Raw genomic sequence first — 19,011 nt, 5'->3', positions numbered from 1 at the left:
CGACCGCCGCGCACCTACTTCAGGTGGCGCTCCGCAGCCTCGACCACGTTCTTCATGAGCATCGCGCGCGTCATCGGGCCGACGCCGCCGGGCACGGGCGACATGAAGCCGGCGACCGACGCGACCGCGGGGTCGACGTCGCCGTGCAGCTTCGCCTTGCCGGTCTCCGGAGAGACCACGCGGGTGATGCCCACGTCGATCACGGCCGCACCGGGCTGCACCCAGTCCGGCTTGACGAGCCCGGCGACCCCGGCGGCCGCGATGACGATGTCGGCGCGACGGCACTCCGCGGCGACGTCCGCCGTCAGGGAGTGGGTCAGGGTGGCGGTGGCCTCGAGGCGGGTGAGCAGCAGACCGAGCGGCCGGCCGACCGTCAGGCCCTGCCCGATGATCGTGACGTGCGCGCCCCGGATCGGGATGTCGTACGCCTCGAGCATCGCGACGATGCCCCGCGGGGTGCAGGGCAGGGGCGCGTCGATGGTGCCGGCACCACCGGGCACGGCGAGCACGAGCTCACCGAGGTTCGTCGGGTGCAGGCCGTCGGCGTCCTTCGACGGGTCCATCAGCTCGAGCATCGGCGTCGGGTCGATGCCCTCCGGCAGCGGCAGCTGCACGATGAACGCGGTGACCCGGGGGTCGTCGTTCATCTGCAGGATCGCGGCTCGGATGTCCGCGGCGGATGCCGTCGCAGGCAGGTCGATGCGGTGCGAGTCGAGCCCGATCTGCGCCGAGTCGCGGTGCTTGCCCGCGACGTAGGACAGGGAACCGGGGTTCTCCCCGACCAGGATCGTGCCGAGCCCCGGACGGATGCCGTGCTCGTGCAACCGATCGATGCGGACCCGCAGTTCGTCGAGCGTCCGGGCAGCGAGGGCGGTGCCGTCGATGCGGACCGCCGACCCCTCCCCCGCCCATCGCTCGACGGGCAGGGGGGTCAGAGCGTCGCTCACGCGTAGAGGGGGAACGCGTCGGTCAGGGTCTTCACCCGGGCCGAGAGCGCTGCGATGTCCGGGTTCGGCATGAGGGTCAGCGCGATGATGTCCGCGACCTCGGTGAACTCGGCGTCGCCGAAGCCACGCGTGGCGAGCGCCGACGTGCCGATGCGGACACCCGAGGTGACCATCGGCGGACGCGGGTCGAACGGCACGGAGTTGCGGTTCACGGTGATGCCGACCTCGTGCAGCAGGTCTTCGGCCTGCTTGCCGTCGACCTCGGAGGTGCGCAGGTCGACGAGCACCAGGTGCACGTCGGTACCACCGGTGAGGACGTCGACGCCGGCCGCGCGGGCGTCCGGCTGCGTGAGCCGATCCGCGAGCAAGCGGGCACCGCGGATGGTGCGCTCCTGGCGGGCCTTGAACTCGGGGGTGCCGGCGAGCAGGAACGCGGTGGCCTTGGCGGCGATGACGTGCATGAGCGGGCCGCCCTGCTGGCCCGGGAAGACCGCGGAGTTCAGCTTCTTGAACAGGGTCTCGTCGTTGGACAGGATGATGCCCGAGCGGGGGCCGCCGAGGGTCTTGTGCACGGTCGACGAGACGACGTGGGCGTGCGGGACCGGGGACGGGTGCAGACCGGCGGCGACGAGGCCGGCGAAGTGCGCCATGTCGACCCAGAGCTTCGCGCCGACCTCGTCCGCGATCTCACGGAACTTCGCGAAGTCGAGCTGGCGCGGGTAGGCGGACCAGCCGGCGATGAGGACCTTCGGCTGGTGCTCGATGGCCTTGGCGCGGATGTCGTCGTAGTCGACCTCGAACGTCTCGGGGTCGACGCCGTACGCGACGGCGTTGTAGATGCGGCCGGAGAAGTTGAGCTTCATGCCGTGGGTCAGGTGACCGCCGTGCGCGAGCTCGAGGCCGAGGATGGTGTCACCGGCGCTTGCGATGGCGTGCAGGACGGCGGCGTTGGCCGTGGCGCCCGAGTGCGGCTGGACGTTGGCGTAGGCAGCACCGAAGAGCGCCTTGGCACGGTCGATGGCGAGCTGCTCGGCGACGTCGACGTACTCGCAGCCGCCGTAGTAGCGCTTGCCGGGGTAGCCCTCGGCGTACTTGTTGGTGAGGACGGAGCCCTGGGACTCGAGAACGGCGCGCGGCACGAAGTTCTCGGACGCGATCATCTCGAGGGTGTCGCGCTGACGGCCGAGCTCCTGCTGCAGGACGGCGGCGATCTCGGGGTCGACCTCGGTGAGCGGGGCGTTGAAGGCTGCGCGGTCGGTGTCGACGGAGCCGTCGACGGCGGGCAGATCGGTGATGGACACGGTTCTCCTACGTGGGTTGGCGACGACCGGTGGGTCGCGCACGGACGATCGGTCGGTGCAGCCCAGGCGTACGGCCGCGCACCGTGTCAGGTGTCGCTCCCCGATGGTGACCCATCCAACGCCAGTCGCGACGTGACGATCGTACCGAGCCGCCCGCCCTGTGTCACCCTGGATGCATGACGCTGACCTCGCCCGACGTGGATGAACGGACCACCCCGGACGAACGGACCAGTGCGCGCGCGGACACCCCGTGGGTCACCGTCGTGTGGGACGACCCGGTGAACCTGATGTCGTACGTCACCTACGTCTTCCAGCGGCACTTCGGCTTCGGGCGCGCGCAGGCGGAACGGCTCATGCACCAGGTGGACACGGAGGGTCGGGCCATCGTGGCGACGGGCCCGCGCGAGGCGATGGAGGCCCACGTCCAGTCGATGCACGGCTACGGCCTGCAGGCGACCGTCGACAAGGCCCCCGAAGCGTGATCCCCTTCGTCCGCCGGGCCGACGGCGTCCACCTCGACATGTCCTCCGGCGAGCGTGGGCTGCTCACGTCCCTGACGGAGCAGCTGCGCCAGGTGCTCGACGGCGACCTGACGGCGGACCCGGTGGCGACTCGGATGTTCCCGGACGCCTACCCGGACGACGACGACGCCAGCGCGGAGTTCCGGAAGTACACGCAGTCCGACCTGCTGGCGCAGAAGACCTCGAACGCGACGACCGTGCACGAGTGGCTGACGGGGACCCGCGACGGCGCCCTCGACCCCGAGGACGAGCAGGCCTGGCTCCGCACGCTGACCGACCTGCGGCTGACGATCGCCGACCGCCTCGGGATCGTCGACGCCGACGACGAGGAGCGTTCGGTCGAGGCCGACGCGGGCGTCGGCCTGCGCGACGTCTACGACTGGCTCGGCTACGTGCAGGAGCACCTGATCACGACGATGACCGACCCGCGGTGACGGTCACCTTCCGCGCGACCACCGAGGACGACCGGGAGGCCCTGCTCGCGTTCTCGACGTCGGAACCGGTCGCGTGGATCGGTCCGGACCGGTACCGCGCCGAGTCCGGCACGGACAACTACCGCCCGGGGTGGTCGTGGCTGGCCGAGCGCGACGGCCGTCCGGTGGCACGGGCGCTCTGGTGGGGTGGCGCGGACGCCGAGGTGCCGTCGACCCTCGACGACCTGCTGGTGGCTCCGGACGTGCCCGAGGACGAGCAGGTGGCGATCGCCGCCGGGTTGATCACGGCGGGGACCGCTGCGTTCGGGGCGCGACCGGAGTGGATCGTCGACGTCGCGGTGGACTGGCACGACGACCCCGAGGCCGTCGCCGCGGTGTCGTGGCGCACGGCGGCCGCCCGGGCTGCGGGGCTCGGACGTTCGACGGAGCGGGTGAGTGTGGCGTGGACGCCGGACCACGGAGTGCCGATGCCGTCCTCGCTGCGCTTCCGGTCCGGTGACGACGACGAGTTCGTGGACCTGTTCGCCCGCGTCGCGGTGGGGAGCCTCGACGCCCACACCGTGGCGTCGGTGGACGAACTCGGCCCGCGGGGCGCCGCCGCCGACGACCTCGAGTTCTACCGCTCGCTGCCGGGGTCGCGTGACGGCTGGCGGGTCGCGCTCGACCCCGACGGCCTGGTGGTCGGGTTCGTCCTGGCGACGCGGACGGCGTACGACGCGGCGATCAGCTTCATCGGCGTGCTCCCGCAGCACCGTGGGCGTGGCGTGGTCGACGAGCTGCTCGCCGAGGGGCTGCGCGTGCACGGAGAAGCCGGGGAGTCGAAGGTGGTCGGCACCACGGACGCGGCGAACACCCCGATGCGCCGGGCGTTCGAACGGGCCGGCTTCGTGGTGACGAGGCGCCGCATCGTGTTCGAGCGCTGAGCCGACCCGGAGCGGCGAGCCGGGAACTCGCAAGGCAGCCTTGCAAGTTGTGCTGTCGAAGTAGTACCGTGCCGGTATGGAATCACCCGATCCGACCGCGCTCGCCGGTGACCTGCTGACGCTGTACGGCCGGATCCGTCGAACGCTGCTGACCGGCAAGGCCGACGCGGTCACGGCGTCCCAGACCGCCGCGCTCGGCCGCCTGCTGCGGTACGGCGAGAGCACGGTCGCCGAGCTCGCCCGCGCCGAGGGCGTCCGGCCGCAGTCGATGGGCGCGACCGTCCAGGCGCTCGAGGACCTCGGCCTCGTCGAACGACGTCCAGACCCCGCCGACGGCCGCCGTGCGCTCATCCGGGCGACCGACCAGGGCGCCCGTGCCCGCGAGGACGCCTGGACCAACCGCACCCGCGTCCTGACCGACCGGCTCGCCGCGTTGCCCGACGCCGACCGCGACACCGTCGCCCGAGCGATCGCGATCCTCGCCCCGCTCACCGAACGCTGACCCCGGAAGAAGCACTCCCACGTCCACCTCGACCACTCCCACCCCCGTCGTCGCCCCGGGCAGCACCGGCAGTGGCTTCGGCCCGAAGCTCCTCATCCCGGTGCTCGTCGGGCCGCTGCTCAACCCGATCAACACCACGATGGTGTCCGTCGCGCTCACGCCGATCTCCCGCGACCTGGGGATCGGTGCGGCGCAGGCGATCTGGCTCGTCGCCGCCCTGTACCTGGCGAGTGCGATCGCGCAGCCGACGATGGGCAAGCTCGCCGACCGCTTCGGCCCGAAGAAGGTGTTCCTGACCGGGCTCGTGATCGTCGGTGTCGCCGGGGTCGTGCCCGAGTTCCTGACCGGCTTCGGCGGTGCGGTGTTCGCCCGTGTCCTCATCGGCATCGGCACCTCGTCGGCGTACCCGGCGGCCCTCACCACCCTCCGACAGCACTCGGCACGGATCGGGAAGCCGACCCCGCCGCTCGTGCTCGGAGCGCTGTCCATCACCTCGCTCGTGTCGGCGGCGGCCGGGCCTCCGCTGGGCGGCGCACTGATCGCCGCGTTCGGCTGGCACGCGATCTTCCTGGTGAACGTGCCCCTGGCGGCGTTCGGCATCGTCGTGGCGGCGATGTGGCTGCCGTCGGACCGTCTCCGTCCACGTGACGACGAGGCCCTGCCCGTCCTGCAGGCGCTCGACCCGTTCGGCATGCTGCTCATGACGGGCACCGTCTCGGCGCTGCTCGTGTTCCTGCTCGACCTGTCCGCCGGCCTGTGGTGGCTGCTCGCGGTGGCGATCGTGCTGCTCGTCACCCTCGTCCTGTGGGAGCTGCGCGCGGTCCGGCCGTTCGTGGACGTCCGGATGCTCGCTCGGAACGGCGCGTTGTCCCGCACCTACGTGCGACTGTTCCTGACCTACCTGCTCGCGTACACGATGACCTACGGGTTCTCGCAGTGGGTGCAGGACGTCGCCGGGTACTCGAGCGACGTCGCCGGGTACATCCAGCTGCCGGCCGCGATCGTGGCCGGGATCGCGTCGTTCGTCGTCGCCCGGAAGACCGCCGTGCGCGGACCCCTGATCGTCGCGGCCGTCGTGCCGATCGTCGGCGGGGCGCTCCTGCTCTTCCTGCACACCGGGTCGCCGGTCGTGCTGCTCGCGCTGGCGCCGGCGCTGTTCGGCGTCCCGCAGGCCCTGGCGTCGGTGTCGAACCAGGCGGCGCTGTACCGGCTCGTGCCCGCGTCGTACATCGGCACCGCGGCCGGGTTGTCCCGCACGGCGGTGTACATCGGGGCGATCGGGGCCTCGTCGCTCATCGGTGGTGTGTTCGGCCAGGCCCCGACCACACCGGACCTGCACGTGCTGGCGTGGGTGATCCTCGGCGTCGCGGTGCTCCTGACGGTCCTGACCCTGGCCGACCGCCGCCTCCGCACGGCCGCCGCCGCCACGCCCGCTTCGTGAGCAGAAATGGTCGGGTCGCGTCACGGCACTCGACCATTTCTGCTCACGAAGCACCGCGCTCGCCGCGCCCGGTACCCTGATCCGGTGACCGACCCGACCCCCACGCACTGGACCCTGACGCTCGTCTGCGACGACCAGCCCGGGATCGTGCACGCCGTCTCCGGAGCGGTCGTCGCCGCCAACGGCAACATCACCGAGTCGCAGCAGTTCTCGAGCGTCGACACGAACACGTTCTTCATGCGCCTGCAGGTCATGGCGCCGGTGGACCGCGCGACCTTCGAGGCAGCCCTCGCCCCCGTCGCCGCCCGGTACGACGCCCGCGTCCAGCTCGACGTCGTCGGTCGCCCGCTGCGCAGCCTCGTCCTCGTGTCGAAGGCCGGCCACTGCCTCAACGACCTGCTCTACCGCCAGCGCGGTGGGCAGCTGCCGATCGAGGTCCCGCTCGTGCTGTCCAACCACCCGGACCTGTCCGAGCTCGCGTCGTTCTACTCGGTGCCGTTCGAGCACCGTCCGGTCACCGACGCGGACAGCAAGGCGGCCATGGAGCGCCGTGTCCTCGAAGCGGTCGAGGAGCACGACATCGAACTCGTCGTGCTCGCCCGCTACATGCAGATCCTGTCGCCGGAGCTCTGCGCGGCGCTCGAGGGCCGTGCGGTCAACATCCACCACTCGTTCCTGCCCGGCTTCAAGGGCGCGAACCCCTACCGCCAGGCGCACGCACGCGGCGTGAAGCTCATCGGTGCGACGGCCCACTTCGTCACGAGCGACCTCGACGAGGGCCCGATCATCGAGCAGAACGTCGTGCGCGTGGACCACACGAAGGACCCCGCCGAGCTGGTCTCCATCGGCCAGGACGAAGAGTCCCGCACCCTCACCCAGGCAGTGCGCTGGATCGCCGAGGACCGCGTCCTGCTCGACGGCGCCCGCACCATCATCTTCAAGTAGGCAGCACCATGACGAACGCCCCGCAGTCTCCCGTCGACTGGGAAGCAGTCCCCGGCCCGGCACCCGCCGGCAGGCAGCGACGGCCGTTCGACGTCTGGCGCGTGCTCCGCGTCCTGGTCTGCACGTTCGGCCTGCTCTCCCTGGCGTTCTGGGGCTACTGGTCGTGGCAGCTCCCCCTGCCCGGTTACCTGTTCATGGTCGGCGCCCCGCTGTTCGCGGCCGTCGTCTGGTACTTCTTCCGCTCGCCGGCGTCGCCGATCGAGACCGACATCGTCGGCAAGACGATCGTCGAGGTCGCGTTGGTCATCGCCGCGGGCGCGACCTGGATCTCCATCGGCCACCCGGTCGTGGGCTTCGTCTTCATCGTGATCGCCGCCCTGAGCGGCGTGATCGCGTTCCGCAGGGAGACCGCATGACCGCCACGGGCCTCCAGGCCGGCCGGGAGGCCCAGCGCACCCTGGTGCGCGCATCCCGCGTCGTCGACGCGGCCGGGTCCACGGCGGACGGCTGGGTCCTGCTCGCCGGTGACGTGGTGCACGCGGTCGGCTCCGGCCCCGAAGCCCCCGCGGCGGACCAGGTCGTCGACCTGGGCGACGCGGTCCTGACGCCCGGGTTCATCGACCTGCACGGGCACGGCGGTGCGACCGAGTCGTACGAGGACGACTCCTTCGCCGAGTCGCTGGCCGTCCACCGGGCCCACGGCACGACCCGGTCGGTCCTGTCGCTCGTCGCGAACCCGGTCCCCGCCCTCGCGGACTCGCTCGCACGGATCCGTGCCGTGATGGCGACCGACCCACTCGTGCTCGGCGTGCACCTGGAGGGGCCGTTCCTGTCCCCGCACAACAAGGGCGCCCACAACGAGTCGTTCCTCATCGACCCGTCCCCCGCAGCGGTCGACGCACTGCTCGAGGCCGGCGAGGGCGTCATCCGCCAGGTCACCATCGCGCCGGAACTGCCGGGCGCGCTCGACGCCGTCCGCCGGTTCGTCGCCGCCGGGGTCACCGTCGCCGTCGGCCACACCGTCGGCACCTACGACCAGGCCCGTGCCGCGTTCGACGCCGGTGCGACGCTGCTGACCCACGCGTTCAACGCGATGCCGGGGCTGCACCACCGCGCCCCGGGGCCGATCGGTGCCGCGGTGGCCGACGACCGGGTGACACTCGAGCTCATCCTGGACGCCGTGCACGTGCACCCGGTCGTCGCGGACACCCTGTTCCGCGCTGCTCCGGGCCGGGTGGCGCTCATCACCGACGCCATGGGTGCTGCGGGCGCAGCCGACGGCTCGTACCGGCTGGGGTCGCTCGACGTCACCGTGACGGACGGCGTCGCGCACGTCGCCGGGACCGAGACCATCGCGGGGTCGACGTTGACGCAGGACGTGGCGTTGCGGAACGCGGTCTCGCTCGCCGGACGGACGCTGCCCGAGGCCGTCGCGGCCCTGACGAGCGTGCCGGCCGCGGCGCTGGGGCTCGGCGACCGACTGGGGCGGCTCGCGCCGGGGTACGCAGCCGACTTGGTGGCGCTGTCCCCGGCGCTCGAGGTGCAGCGGGTGTGGGGCGGCGGGCGCGAGCTGCGCTGATCAGCGCCGGACGAGTGCCCCTGCGACGAGCCGGAGCAGCAGGGCGACCGCACCGACCACGGCGGCGGCGACCCCGATGACGACGACGATCACGAGTCGGGCGAGAGCGTGCGCCTCGGTCTCGTCCTCGCGCACGCCGAGGGACGACGCACCCACGAACACGAACACCGCCGCGATGAGCAGCAGCCCCCCGATCCAGGTCGTGGCGCGCAGGGCGGCCGGTGCTGGTGGCCGGTTGCGATCGTCCGGGGTCGTCGGTCGGGCCTTGGCGCCCTCGGTCTCCCAGTCGGCGAGTTCGGTCATGGTGGTCCCCTCTGTCGGGTCGATCGTAGGGCCTGCCGGCCCGTCGGTCAGGGCAGGTCCGTGGGCCGGGGGTTCAGTGGTTCGCCGAACTTCGGTGCCTTCCCCGGCACGCAGTGCCCGTCGATGGACACGTCGGCGTAGGAGTCGAACGCCTGGAAGAAGATCGCGAACCCGTCCGGAGCGGTGCCGCGGAGGTATCCCTGTGGGTAGCTGATGACGGTTCGCCGCGGCGTGAGCTCCTCGTCGTGCTCCACCACCGCACCGTCGTACCCGATCCCGGCGAGCGCCGTCACGACCCGCTCGGCGACCTCGTCGGGCGTCCCGGGGAGCGGGAGTCTCCGGGTGCTGGCGTACGTGTACTGGGCTGCGTCTTCGCCGTCGCTGCCACAGATGAGCCATGCGGGATCGTCATCGCCCCAGCCGTCCTCGCCGACGACCGACCGGACGGCAGCGAAGACGTCCAAGACGTCCTGGTGGGATTCTTCGACGTTCATCGACGTGTCCTTCCGCATCGGGGAGTACGGGGCAACGTCGGCGCACCCGGCCAACAGCATCGTGACGGCGATCGATGCCACGACGGCTCCGCCCCACCGTTCAGAGCCTCGGGTCACCGGTGAGTCCTGTCTGCCAGCCGTACATGAGCCAATCGTCCTTCGTCTGCTGCCGCATCCGGTCGAAGGGACCGCCCTGTTCGGGGATCTCGTCGCCACGCCCCATGGCGGCCAGCGCGCTGTTGTGCTGCGCCGTGGTGCCGTCGTCGAAGTACGAGTACCGGCCGTCGCCGTTCCCACCGACGTAGGGGCCGTGCTGCGTGACGCCGTGCAGCGTGCCGTCACTGCCCCGCTGGGTCTCCGAGCTGAACTCGTGCGCGTCCCACGAGGACTCGGTCGGATCCCGCCGACCCGACAGGTTCTGGCCGGTGACGGCCCAGCCGTCCTTGGCGCCCTGGCTGGCGAAGACCTCGCCCGCCGGCACGTGCAGCGCCGAAGCCTTCGGTGCGACGTCCGTGACCCCGGCCGAGCCGAGCAGCACCACGTGGTCGGCGTGGGTCCTCGTCAACGCGATCGTCGCCACGTTCGTGCCGTAGGAGTGCCCCATCACGGTCAGGTCCGCGTCGTGCCCGGCAGCCGCTCGGACTGCGTGGAATCCGTCGAGGTCGGCCACGAGCCGGTCAGCGCCCTCGTGCGCCCGGCCGTTCGCGACCACGGCCGCGAACGACGGGTCGTCGGCCATCGGCGGGTGGTAGCCGATCCAGGACACCACGGCGATGTCACTGCGTCGGACACCACCCACGCGAGCTTGCTCGCGGCGCATGCCCCGTGCGATCGCGCTGTAGTTCTGCACCGTTCCGCGCTGGTCCGTCGCGGTGTTCATGCCCGGCACGATGACGCTGACGTGCGCGGCGCGGTCGAGGTCACCAGCGACGATCTGCGCGAGTGGTGGACGGTCGTCGACGAGTGACACGAGCGACACCGGGGTCGTGTCGAGGGTGTCCTGGATGTTCCGGTAGGCATCGCGCTGCCGCGACCACGTGGACAGCTCCGCTCGGGCGGCGGCAGCTCCGGCCGGGGTCTTCGCGGCGTCGAGCTGCTCCCGCCAGTGCGCGACCTGCCGTTCCGCGTGGGCGAGCCGGTCGACCAGCACCGTCGTGTTCGCCCGAACCCGTGCCCAGTACGCGACGCCGTTCAGGTTCCCGATCACCGTGGGCAACGCCACGACGAACGCCCGCTGGGCTGCCGACGGCGCTCCGTCCGGGCCGGACATCGCCTGCCACCACCCGGCGACGTCGGTGGCGTCGAGCCCTGCGAGACGCCGGGCGATGCGCGGGTCGTCCCGCAGCGCCGCGATGCTCTCGTGGTCGAGGGTGCCGAGCCAGGTCGTGAACTGCCCGTCGCTCATCGCCCGGGCGGCCGCAGTCGAGACCAGGCCGCCGAGCACCGCTCGGTCGTCGAGCGCAGACGCAGCCGCACGGTCCGCGGCAGCGCGTCGGGCGACGAGCTCGTCCCACTGCGCCGACAACCGCGCCTCGAGCCCCGCGAGCCAGACGCCGCTGTTCTGCACCTGCTGCAGGAGGACCTCGTCCGCCTCGACCGCATCGGGCCCGGCCGCCGTCCGGGTCGCGGCGCGGACCGCCCGCGCGTTCACCGCGATGTCGTCGGCCGTGTTCCGGAGCGCCGTCTGCAGGCGAGCGGCATCGTCCTGGATCTGCTGGACCTCGCGCGCGTAGTCGGCGAGCGCCGTCGCCGCGGCGTCCAACCGTGCGGCGACGCGGTGCGCACTCGCCGGCACCGTCGCTGCGACCGTGAGGAACTGCTGCTGCGCTGCACCCTGCCACCCGGCCGCCGCGGACTCCGCCGCGACGAGCACCTGACGGGCTCCGTCGCGGACGGCATCCGCGTGGTCGTCGTGCAGGCGCGCGACGCGTTGGATGCCGTCCGGGTCTCCGGCGGTGGGGTCGGCACTCACCGGACCCGCCGGGCGAGGTCGGCGTCGGCGCGCAGGACCGCTTCGGCAGCGGTGGTCACGTACGCGCGCAGGGTGTCCGCGTCGTCGCCGAGCGAACGGATCATCGCGTCGAGGGCCCGGGCCGACTGGACGAACGCCGACTCGACCGTCGCCGACCCGAACGTGCCGCTGTCCGCCCCGGACAGCGCACGCTCGGACCGGAAGTCACCAGCCGCCTGCAGGACCCCTCGTGACACCGCCTGCATCGTCGACAGGTCGACCACCAGATCCCCCATGCTGCCCCTTCCGCCCTCCGGACGGGGTCAACATATCAGTACTGGAGTACGACGTGTCAAGCGGTGTTCAGCGGTCGACCGGGCGCCCCCGAGCACCGCTCGCCCACGTCGTGTCCGCCGCGTCTGCGACCCGGAGCGACAGCGCGCCACCCCGGGTGACGAAGGACGCCGGCACCCACGACTTCTCGAGGGTGCGCCCGTCCAACCGAGCACCGTGCACGTACGGCGCGGTGCCGGAGGACCGAACGACGATCCGCTCCCCGCTCGACCGCCGGATGTCGACCGTGCTGAACGTCGGGCTGCCGATGAGCATCTCCGCCCGCCCCGGCGTCTGCGGGAACAACCCGATCGACGCGAAGACGTACCAGGCACTCATCGTGCCCAGGTCGTCGTTGCCCGGCAGCCCGCTCGGCCCGGTCGTGTAGGCGTCGTCGACGACCCGGCGCACGGTCTCCTGCGTCTTCCACGGCTTCCCGAGCGCGTTGTACATCCACGGCGTGTGGATGTCCGGCTCGTTGGTCGGGTCGAACTTCGTGGCGTCGCCGCCGGTCACCGCGAACGCACCAGTGTTGTCGTGGAAGAACGCATCGAGTCGCGCGACCGCCGCGTCGTCGCCACCCAAGGCCGTCGACAGCCCCTGCACGTCCTGCGGCACGAGCCACGTGTACTGCGCGCTCGTCCCCTGTGCGAACCCGGTGCCGGTCGAGGGCGACCAGTCGGGCGTCCACGATCCGTCGGCCTGCCGCGCGGCCTGGTACCCGACGGCGGCGTTGAAGGTGTTCTTCCAGTACTCGCCACGAACGCTGAACATCCGGGCATCGGAGCGCAGCCCGAGGGAACCCGCCCAGTACCCGAGCGCACTGTCGGAGATCGAGTCCTCGAGCGTCTCGGCAGCGCCGCCCCAGCACGAGCAGTCGTCGTTCGCGGCGTACTGGCGCTGCAGGTACTCGTCGAGCGCCGGGCGTTGCGCCAGGCACTGGCCCGGGCACCCGATGTCGCTCTCGGCGTCGGCGTTCTCGACGGTCGCCTGGTGCTTCAGCGAGGCGTAGGCGGCCCGCACGTCGAAGTTCCGGACCCCCATCGCGTACCAGGTGGCGAGGGTCGCGGCCGAGGGGTCACCCGTCATCACGTGCGTCGGCGCCCCGAGGTGGAGCCAGCGGTCCCACACCCCACCGTTCTGCTGCGCGAACCGCAGCATCGACTGCGCCATGTCCCCGGCGACGTCCGGCCGCAGCAGTGCGAGCAGTTGGATCTGCGCCCGGTACTGGTCCCACCCGGAGTACGTGCCGTAGACGGCGCGGTGCCCTCGGTCCATGCGGTGCACCCGCTGGTCCGGCCCCAGGTAGCGGCCGTCGCGGTCGTTCAGCGTGTTCGGCTGCATGAGCGCGTGGTACACGGACGTGTACAGCTGGGTGGTGCGGTCCGCGGTGCCGCCTCCGACGCGCAGACGCGACAGTTCGCGGTTCCAGGAGGCCCGTGTGCCGTCCGCCACGCTGGCGACGGTCGAGCGCTGGGTCACCTCGCCGTCGCGGTTCGCGATCGCTCCTGCGGCGCTCACGTACGAGATGCCGATCTTCGCGTGCACCGTCGCACCGCGACGCGCGTCGAACCCGACCCACGCGCCGGAGCCGCGTCCGGCACGGTCGGCGCCGGTCAGGTAGCCCTCTCCACCGGAGGAGGACGTGCCTCCCGGTCGGACCGTACCGTCCTGCCAGGCGCCGGTGCTCGTGAACGCCTTGTCGAAGGTGGCCGTGAAGAACAGCCGGTAGTAGCTGCGCCGGTCGGGGTTGGTGGCCCCGCCGCCGTTCGCCCGGCGGCTGCAGAAGCCGCCGGTGAGGACGCTGCCGCTCACAGTGCGGGTGCGGGCATCGACGCGGGTGGTCGCGGCCTCGCTGCCGTTGATCGAGTTCGAGGTGCGGAAGAGCAGGTTCGCGGCCTTCCCGGCGGGGAACGCGAACTCGCCGACGCCGGCCCGGGTGGTGACGGCGAGGTCGGTGCGGACGCCGTTGTCGAGTGCGACGCCGTAGCGCCCGGGGCTCGCGGACTCGTCGTCGTGCGAGTAGCCGGCGGCGTAGACCGCGTCGGTGCTGTCGGCCGACGGCGACGTCGTGATCGGGGTCGTGACCGGCATGATCGGCACGTCACCGGCGGCCCCCGGCGCGCAGCCGGCACCGTTCAGGTGCGTCAGGCTGAACCCGCGCAGCCGGTTCACGTCGTACGAGTAGCCGTTCGCGACCGGCGTCGAGGTCTGGTCACCCGCGGTGCCGGTGGGACTCCACTGGAGCATGCCGAACGGTGCGGTCGCGCCGGGCCAGGTGTTGCCGTCGCCGCTCGTGCCGATGAACGGGTCGACGTACCGAGCCGGGTCGGAGACGGTCCTCCCCGCCTGCGCTGCCTGTTCCGAAGGCGATGCGACGGCCGGTGCCGCGACGACCCCCGTCCCGAGCAGCGCGGCGATCGTGGCCACCGCGGCGAGCGGGAGCGGGCGGACGAGCGGGCGACGGTGCACGCGAGAACGGTTCACGTCGGCGACGCTAGCCCCCTCGGACGGGGGACGCGCGATCCGTCACCGAGCCCTCTCCTGCTGTTCACCACGGTCGGCGTGTTCGGGACCCACAGGCGGGTTCGCCGCCGCTGGTAGCGTCCGGGCATGGTGTCGACGACCGACGAACCGGCCCGAGGACGCGTCCGCGACCTGCTCGGGCTGCCGTCCCCTGACGAGCTCCGTCCGGTGGCGGTCCGCCTGGAGCCGCTCGGACGCGACGGGTCGGTGCGGTGGGCACGCGTCGAGCTGGACACGGCCGACGGCGACACCATCCCGTGCTTCCTCCTGACCCCGGACCACGGCACGGGAACGGACGTCATCGCCGTCCACCAGCACGCGGGCGACTTCACCTCCGGGAAGAGCGAGGCCGCCGGGCGGGCGGGGGATCCGACTCTCGCCTACGGCGTGGTGCTCGCTCGCGGTGGGGCCCGCGTGGTCATCCCCGATCTGATCGGTTTCGAGGAACGCCGACGCGACTGGACTGACGACCCGGCGGCCGACGAACGCCTCGACGCGCTCTTCCGTGTGGCGGACGGCAGCAGCCTGCAGGCGAAGCACTCGCGTGACATCGCCACGGTGACGTCCTGGATGATCGAGACGAGTACTGCCGACACCGAACTCGGCATCGTCGGACACTCCCTCGGCGGACAGGTGGCGCTGTTCGCACTCGCCGTGGACGCCCGACTCACGCGGGGCGTGGTCAGCTGCGGACTCGGGACGCTGGCCTCGTTCGAGGACGCTCGGATCCGCCACAACCCGGCCTGGTTCGTCCCGGGACTCACCGCCGCTGGCGACGTCCCCCTGGTCGCGTCGGCCGTTGATCAACCGGTCCTCGTCGCGGCGGGACGGGACGACGGACTGTTCCCCCTCGCCGGCGTCCGGCGCGTCCTCGACGCGTTCCCTCCGGGTGTCGCGACGACCGAGGTGTTCGACGGCGGCCACACGATGCCGGCGCGCATCACGGAAGCGGCACTCCGGCACCTGCTGTCCACGTGAACGGATGATCAGGACCCGTCGCGCACCGCGACCTGGTCCACGAAGGCCCGGACTCGAGCGCGGAACGCCGGGTCCGCCGCCGGGCCCTGCACCGGCACGACGTGCAGCCGCCGGTCACCACGGCGGAGGGCAGGTCCGACGAACACCCCCTCGGTGACGTCCGGGGCGGTGGCTGCCCAGAGGGTCGAACGAGCGCCGTCCGCAGCGGTCCGGGCCAAGCTGCGTGCGACCATGCCGCTGAGGCGCTGTGTCAGGGTCTCCGCCTGGTCGTTCATCCCCGTCGCCGCGATGCCGGGGTGCGCGATCACCGACCGGATGTCCGAACCGGCAGCACGGAGTCGTTCACCGAGGTCGACGCTCAGCGCTGCGGCCGCGGTCTTGGCGTCGGTGTACACACCGAACTGCGAGTAGCCGTCCGGACCGTCGACCCCGCCCGGACCAGGCACGCGGCGGGTGCGCTGCGACAGGTTCGAGCCGACGAGCACGATGCGGGGCGACGGCCCGCCGAGCAGCGGGAGCACCGCCTCGGCGAGCACGGCGGGCCCGACGACGTTCGTCGCTCAGGTGCGCTCGATTCCTTCGTCGGTGCGCCCGAACGTGCCGATCGTCGCACCGGCGTTGTTGACGAGGGCATCCACGACGATGCCGTCCTCGGCGAGCTGCCGGGCGAACGCCGTGACGGACGCGACGGACGCGGTGTCGACGAGCCGCGCCTCCAGGTCGAGACCCACGGGGAGGACGCGAGCCGCCTTGTCGAGGTCGCGCACCCCGGCGACGACGCGGGCGCCGGCCGAGGCGAGGGTCGTGGCGACGACGAGGCCGAGCCCACCGGTCGCGCCGGTGACCACCACGGTCCTGCCGTGCTGGTCGGGCATCGCTGCCGGTTCCCACTCGAAGCTGTCCATCGTCGTCTCCTGCTCGTTCGGCGCACCCAATCGGATGATTCATCCGGAACGCTAGCACAACCGGATAGAGTGTCCACATGACGATCGCGATGGCCCGACCCGAGGCGCTGCGCTCCGATGCCCAGCGCAACCGGACGGCACTGCTCGACGTCGCCCGCACCTTCGTCGACCGGGGCGAACCGGCCCTGCTCAACGCCGTCGCGCACGAGGCCGGAGTGGGGGTCGGGACGGCCTACCGGCACTTCCCGAGCCAGCAGCACCTGCTCGAAGCGCTCGCGATCGACGCGCTCGAGGACATGCTCGACCAGGTCCGCGACGCCGTCGTGCTGCCGGACGCAGCCGATGCGCTCCGCGGGGTCGTCACGGCCGCGTTCCGGAGCATGGTGGACGACGCAGCCCTCGGTGACCTGCTGACCAACGGCGGGTTCTCCTGTGCGGACACCGCTGCCCTCGCCGGCGACCTGGTGGTGTCCGTCGACGCGCTGCTCGCGAGGGGACGCACCGAGGGGATCGTCCGGACCGACGTCGACGCCGACGACCTCCGCCGTCTGCTGTGCGGGCTGCGCGAAGCGGCCGTCGCCGGCGGCACCCCGGTCAGCGATCCGGAGCGCTACGTCGAGATCCTGCTCGCCGGGCTCCGTCCGACGAGCTGACCGACGCCCTGATCGCGGCGAGACCGACGAGCGCCCCGAACCCGCAGACGGCCACCGCCGCCACCGCGACCGCGATGTAGGCCGCTTCGGTCGAGGACCCCCGGTAGGGCATGTCGTCGAGCCATCCCAGTCCGGCGATCACGATCACCAGGCCGATCGCGACGCTGCCGGCCACCACCAGCACCGCATCACGGGCGGCCCGGAGCACGGTGCGCGAGCGGTGTTCCACGGGTTCATCCTGCCGGGCGGCGGCGGGCACTGTCAGGATGGGCGCATGAGCGTCATGGTCTCCGTGTTCGATGCGCACCGCAGCCGTACGAGCGAGAAGTACACCGCGTACCCGCCGGACGTCCTGCCGATGTTCGTCGCCGAGATGGACTCGATGCTCGCGGAGCCGGTGCGCGACGCCCTCGTCGCCGCGGTCACCAACGGTGACACCGGGTACGTCGGCCACGGTCGTGCGCTGCCCGAGGCGTTCGCGGACTTCGCCGAGAGCCGGTGGGCCTGGCGCGTCGACCCCGACCTCGTCCGCACCACCACCGACGTGTCGGTCGCTGCGGTGGAGATGCTCCGCCGGATCATCGAGCCAGGCGACCAGGTCGTCATCATGCCGCCCGTGTACCCGCCGTTCTGGGAGTACGTGTCCGAGGCCGGGGGCACCGTGACCGAGGTCCCGTTGCTCGCGCCCGACGGCCGTGCTGACCCGTTCGACACCACGGCCGGTTGGCGGATGGACCTGGACGGCCTCGCGCAGGCGTTCGCCGACGGCGCCCGCACGGTGCTGCTCTGCAACCCGCACAACCCCCTCGGCCTGGTGCACGAACGCTCGGCGCTCGTCGCACTCGCGAAGCTCGCCGCCGAGTGGGACGCCGTGGTCGTCTCGGACGAGATCCACGCGCCGCTCGTGCACGCCGACGCGGTCTTCACGCCGTTCCTGGAGTCCTGCCCCGAGGCAGCCGCGATCGGGGTCTCGTTGACGAGCGCGAGCAAGGCCTGGAACCTCGCGGGCACGAAGTGCGCGTTGATCGTCGGCGCCTCGGAGCGGGCCCGTGCCTGGTTCGACGCCCTGCCGACCGAGATCGTCGAGCGCACCGGGATCCTCGGGTACACCGCGAGCGTCGCCGCGTTCAGCGAAGGCGGACCGTGGCTCGCGTCCCTGCTCACCGAACTCGCCGCGAACCGCCGCACCCTGGCCGAGCGGATCGGTGACGTCCTGCCCGGGGCGGAGTACCGGCAGCCGCAGGCGTCCTACCTGGCGTGGCTGGACCTGCGCGCCCTGCCGTGGGGCGACGACCCCGCGGCACTGCTGGTCGACGAGGCGAAGGTGGCGCTCGCCTCCGGCCCGGCGTTCGGACGCCAGGGTCAGGGCTTCGCGCGGCTGAACTTCGGGTGCTCGGCCGAGACCCTCGATGACGGCCTCAGCCGCCTGCACACCGCGTTCCGGCAGCGTGCAGACGGCTGATCGTCGGTCCTACTCGAACACCTGCCACGCCGGCTTGTTCGCGTACGTGTAGCGGTAGTAGTCGGCGAGCTGCAGGCCGGCCGCGGCTTCCTCGTCGACGACGACCGTCGCGTGCTCGTGCAGCTGCAGCGCAGAACCGGGGACGAACGAGCTGAGCGGCCCCTCGACCGCGGCGGCGACCGCGTCGGCCTTGGCGGAGCCCTGCGCGACGAGGACGAGCTGCTGGGCGTCGAGGATGGTGCCGAGCCCCTGCGTCATGCAGTGCGTCGGGACCTGCTCGGGCGAGTCGAAGAACCGCGCGTTGGCGTCACGGGTCGACGGCGCCAGGGTCTTGATCCGGGTGCGCGAGGCGAACGAGGACGTCGGCTCGTTGAACCCGATGTGCCCGTTCGCGCCGATCCCCAGGATCTGCACGTCGATCCCGCCGGCGGCACGGATCGCGGCGTCGTACTCCTTCGCCGCGAACTCGAGGTCGTCGGCACGACCGTCGGGCACCCGCACCCGCGAGGGGTCGAACCCGAGCGGCGCCACGACGTCGCGCGCGATGACGCTGGCGTACGACTCCGGGTGCTCGAGCGGGATGCCGACGTACTCGTCGAGGGCGAACCCGCGAGCCTCGGCGAACGAGATCTCGCCCGCACCGACCCGACGCTGCAGGTCGGTGTAGATGTCCTGCGGGCTGGATCCGGTGGCGAGACCGATGACGGCGGACGGCTTCTTGGCGACGACGGACGCGATCTTGGCCGCGGCGACGCGACCGACCTCAGCCGGCGTGGGCAGGATGATGATCTCCACATGCCCATGCTACTGGTC

Annotated in this window: 22 protein-coding genes and 1 riboswitch; of the genes, 11 read left to right on the top strand and 11 right to left on the bottom strand. The window is 72.0% G+C overall.

Going from position 1 to position 19,011, the window contains the following annotated elements:
* Positions 1-14: 14 nt before the first annotated feature.
* Both EDF47_RS06585 and glyA read right to left on the bottom strand, forming a co-directional pair.
* Complete coding sequence (locus EDF47_RS06585) at positions 15-947, bottom strand: tetrahydrofolate dehydrogenase/cyclohydrolase catalytic domain-containing protein (protein ID WP_243834019.1); 933 nt, start codon at positions 945-947, stop codon at positions 15-17.
* Positions 944-2,233 (bottom strand): serine hydroxymethyltransferase, encoded by a 1,290-nt coding sequence (gene glyA / locus EDF47_RS06580; RefSeq protein WP_123937599.1) that lies wholly within the window; start codon positions 2,231-2,233, stop codon positions 944-946. The genes EDF47_RS06585 and glyA overlap by 4 nt, the downstream gene beginning before the upstream one ends.
* Before the next feature lie 68 nt (positions 2,234-2,301).
* A riboswitch (ZMP/ZTP riboswitch) is annotated at positions 2,302-2,387 on the bottom strand.
* 37 nt (positions 2,388-2,424) lie between these two features.
* Between glyA and clpS the strand changes: the two genes are divergently transcribed.
* From clpS to nagA, 8 genes are all read left to right on the top strand, one after another.
* On the top strand, positions 2,425-2,730 hold the full coding sequence (gene clpS, locus EDF47_RS06575) for an ATP-dependent Clp protease adapter ClpS (RefSeq protein ID WP_185003162.1): 306 nt from the start codon (positions 2,425-2,427) through the stop codon (positions 2,728-2,730).
* Positions 2,727-3,203, top strand: a complete 477-nt coding sequence (locus tag EDF47_RS06570) for a DUF2017 family protein (RefSeq protein ID WP_133937256.1) — start codon at positions 2,727-2,729, stop codon at positions 3,201-3,203. Before clpS ends, EDF47_RS06570 begins: the two co-directional genes overlap by 4 nt.
* Complete coding sequence (locus EDF47_RS06565; RefSeq protein ID WP_133937258.1) at positions 3,200-4,126, top strand: GNAT family N-acetyltransferase; 927 nt, start codon at positions 3,200-3,202, stop codon at positions 4,124-4,126. The genes EDF47_RS06570 and EDF47_RS06565 overlap by 4 nt, the downstream gene beginning before the upstream one ends.
* A gap of 76 nt (positions 4,127-4,202) precedes the next feature.
* A complete protein-coding gene (locus tag EDF47_RS06560) occupies positions 4,203-4,628 on the top strand; it encodes a MarR family transcriptional regulator (protein ID WP_133937260.1) in 426 nt (141 codons plus the stop codon).
* Positions 4,629-4,728: 100 nt separating this feature from the next.
* Positions 4,729-6,069 carry an MFS transporter gene (locus EDF47_RS06555; protein WP_133937262.1) on the top strand — a complete coding sequence of 447 codons (1,341 nt, stop codon included), beginning with the start codon at positions 4,729-4,731 and terminating at the stop codon, positions 6,067-6,069.
* An 84-nt stretch (positions 6,070-6,153) separates the two neighbouring features.
* A complete protein-coding gene (gene purU / locus EDF47_RS06550) occupies positions 6,154-7,014 on the top strand; it encodes a formyltetrahydrofolate deformylase (protein ID WP_123293261.1) in 861 nt (286 codons plus the stop codon).
* Positions 7,015-7,022: 8 nt separating this feature from the next.
* A complete protein-coding gene (locus tag EDF47_RS06545) occupies positions 7,023-7,430 on the top strand; it encodes a YrdB family protein (RefSeq protein ID WP_123671482.1) in 408 nt (135 codons plus the stop codon).
* Positions 7,427-8,593 (top strand): N-acetylglucosamine-6-phosphate deacetylase, encoded by a 1,167-nt coding sequence (gene nagA / locus EDF47_RS06540; protein WP_133937264.1) that lies wholly within the window; start codon positions 7,427-7,429, stop codon positions 8,591-8,593. Before EDF47_RS06545 ends, nagA begins: the two co-directional genes overlap by 4 nt.
* Here nagA and EDF47_RS19745 read toward each other — a convergent pair whose 3' ends face one another.
* The 5 genes from EDF47_RS19745 to EDF47_RS06520 all read right to left on the bottom strand — a co-directional run bounded on the left by EDF47_RS19745 (position 8,594) and on the right by EDF47_RS06520 (position 14,161).
* Entirely contained in the window at positions 8,594-8,896 is a 303-nt protein-coding gene (locus EDF47_RS19745) for a hypothetical protein (RefSeq protein WP_165932297.1), read from the bottom strand.
* Positions 8,897-8,943: 47 nt separating this feature from the next.
* Complete coding sequence (locus EDF47_RS19740) at positions 8,944-9,507, bottom strand: hypothetical protein (protein ID WP_132099083.1); 564 nt, start codon at positions 9,505-9,507, stop codon at positions 8,944-8,946.
* Positions 9,491-11,362, bottom strand: a complete 1,872-nt coding sequence (locus EDF47_RS06530) for an alpha/beta hydrolase (RefSeq protein WP_131877541.1) — start codon at positions 11,360-11,362, stop codon at positions 9,491-9,493. The genes EDF47_RS19740 and EDF47_RS06530 overlap by 17 nt, the downstream gene beginning before the upstream one ends.
* Positions 11,359-11,637, bottom strand: a complete 279-nt coding sequence (locus EDF47_RS06525; protein WP_133937266.1) for a hypothetical protein — start codon at positions 11,635-11,637, stop codon at positions 11,359-11,361. The genes EDF47_RS06530 and EDF47_RS06525 overlap by 4 nt, the downstream gene beginning before the upstream one ends.
* A gap of 67 nt (positions 11,638-11,704) precedes the next feature.
* Positions 11,705-14,161 (bottom strand): GH92 family glycosyl hydrolase, encoded by a 2,457-nt coding sequence (locus tag EDF47_RS06520; protein ID WP_243698003.1) that lies wholly within the window; start codon positions 14,159-14,161, stop codon positions 11,705-11,707.
* A gap of 126 nt (positions 14,162-14,287) precedes the next feature.
* Between EDF47_RS06520 and EDF47_RS06515 the strand changes: the two genes are divergently transcribed.
* Positions 14,288-15,178 (top strand): hypothetical protein, encoded by an 891-nt coding sequence (locus EDF47_RS06515; RefSeq protein WP_131877545.1) that lies wholly within the window; start codon positions 14,288-14,290, stop codon positions 15,176-15,178.
* Between the two features lie 8 nt (positions 15,179-15,186).
* Here EDF47_RS06515 and EDF47_RS06510 read toward each other — a convergent pair whose 3' ends face one another.
* Both EDF47_RS06510 and EDF47_RS06505 read right to left on the bottom strand, forming a co-directional pair.
* A complete protein-coding gene (locus EDF47_RS06510) occupies positions 15,187-15,714 on the bottom strand; it encodes a hypothetical protein (protein WP_133937269.1) in 528 nt (175 codons plus the stop codon).
* A 24-nt stretch (positions 15,715-15,738) separates the two neighbouring features.
* Entirely contained in the window at positions 15,739-16,083 is a 345-nt protein-coding gene (locus EDF47_RS06505) for an SDR family NAD(P)-dependent oxidoreductase (protein ID WP_133937271.1), read from the bottom strand.
* A 77-nt stretch (positions 16,084-16,160) separates the two neighbouring features.
* On the opposite strand from EDF47_RS06505, the gene EDF47_RS06500 reads away from it, so the two are divergent.
* The gene (locus tag EDF47_RS06500) at positions 16,161-16,736 is read left to right on the top strand and encodes a TetR/AcrR family transcriptional regulator (RefSeq protein WP_131877549.1); all 576 of its coding nucleotides are present in this window, start codon (positions 16,161-16,163) and stop codon (positions 16,734-16,736) included.
* Here EDF47_RS06500 and EDF47_RS06495 read toward each other — a convergent pair.
* Positions 16,678-16,965, bottom strand: a complete 288-nt coding sequence (locus EDF47_RS06495; RefSeq protein WP_123293251.1) for a hypothetical protein — start codon at positions 16,963-16,965, stop codon at positions 16,678-16,680. The genes EDF47_RS06500 and EDF47_RS06495 overlap by 59 nt on opposite strands.
* A 45-nt stretch (positions 16,966-17,010) precedes the next feature.
* Here EDF47_RS06495 and EDF47_RS06490 point away from each other — a divergent pair, with 45 nt between their 5' ends.
* Positions 17,011-18,198 carry an aminotransferase class I/II-fold pyridoxal phosphate-dependent enzyme gene (locus tag EDF47_RS06490; RefSeq protein WP_131877551.1) on the top strand — a complete coding sequence of 396 codons (1,188 nt, stop codon included), beginning with the start codon at positions 17,011-17,013 and terminating at the stop codon, positions 18,196-18,198.
* 9 nt (positions 18,199-18,207) lie between these two features.
* Here the strand turns inward: EDF47_RS06490 and nagB are convergent, their stop codons facing one another.
* Positions 18,208-18,993: a glucosamine-6-phosphate deaminase gene (gene nagB / locus EDF47_RS06485; RefSeq protein WP_133937273.1), complete on the bottom strand. Its 786-nt coding sequence runs from the start codon at positions 18,991-18,993 to the stop codon at positions 18,208-18,210.
* Positions 18,994-19,011 lie beyond the last annotated feature (18 nt).

Origin of the sequence: Curtobacterium sp. PhB190, assembly GCF_004365385.1 — a bacterium.
GTDB lineage: Bacteria > Actinomycetota > Actinomycetes > Actinomycetales > Microbacteriaceae > Curtobacterium.
Note: the sequence above shows the minus strand (reverse complement) of the source record. Positions and strands in the feature narration are given on the sequence as shown.

Excerpts from the sequence above, each read along its gene's own strand:
- EDF47_RS06545 (WP_123671482.1), top strand. The coding sequence starts at position 7,023 with ATGACGAACGCCCCGCAGTCTCCCGTCGACTGGGAAGCAGTCCCCGGC.
- nagA (WP_133937264.1), top strand. The coding sequence starts at position 7,427 with ATGACCGCCACGGGCCTCCAGGCCGGCCGGGAGGCCCAGCGCACCCTG.
- EDF47_RS06490 (WP_131877551.1), top strand. The coding sequence starts at position 17,011 with ATGAGCGTCATGGTCTCCGTGTTCGATGCGCACCGCAGCCGTACGAGC.
- EDF47_RS06500 (WP_131877549.1), top strand. The coding sequence starts at position 16,161 with ATGACGATCGCGATGGCCCGACCCGAGGCGCTGCGCTCCGATGCCCAG.
- EDF47_RS19745 (WP_165932297.1), bottom strand. The coding sequence starts at position 8,896 with ATGACCGAACTCGCCGACTGGGAGACCGAGGGCGCCAAGGCCCGACCG.
- EDF47_RS06560 (WP_133937260.1), top strand. The coding sequence starts at position 4,203 with ATGGAATCACCCGATCCGACCGCGCTCGCCGGTGACCTGCTGACGCTG.
- EDF47_RS06515 (WP_131877545.1), top strand. The coding sequence starts at position 14,288 with ATGGTGTCGACGACCGACGAACCGGCCCGAGGACGCGTCCGCGACCTG.
- EDF47_RS06505 (WP_133937271.1), bottom strand. The coding sequence starts at position 16,083 with ATGGACAGCTTCGAGTGGGAACCGGCAGCGATGCCCGACCAGCACGGC.
- EDF47_RS06525 (WP_133937266.1), bottom strand. The coding sequence starts at position 11,637 with ATGGGGGATCTGGTGGTCGACCTGTCGACGATGCAGGCGGTGTCACGA.
- clpS (WP_185003162.1), top strand. The coding sequence starts at position 2,425 with ATGACGCTGACCTCGCCCGACGTGGATGAACGGACCACCCCGGACGAA.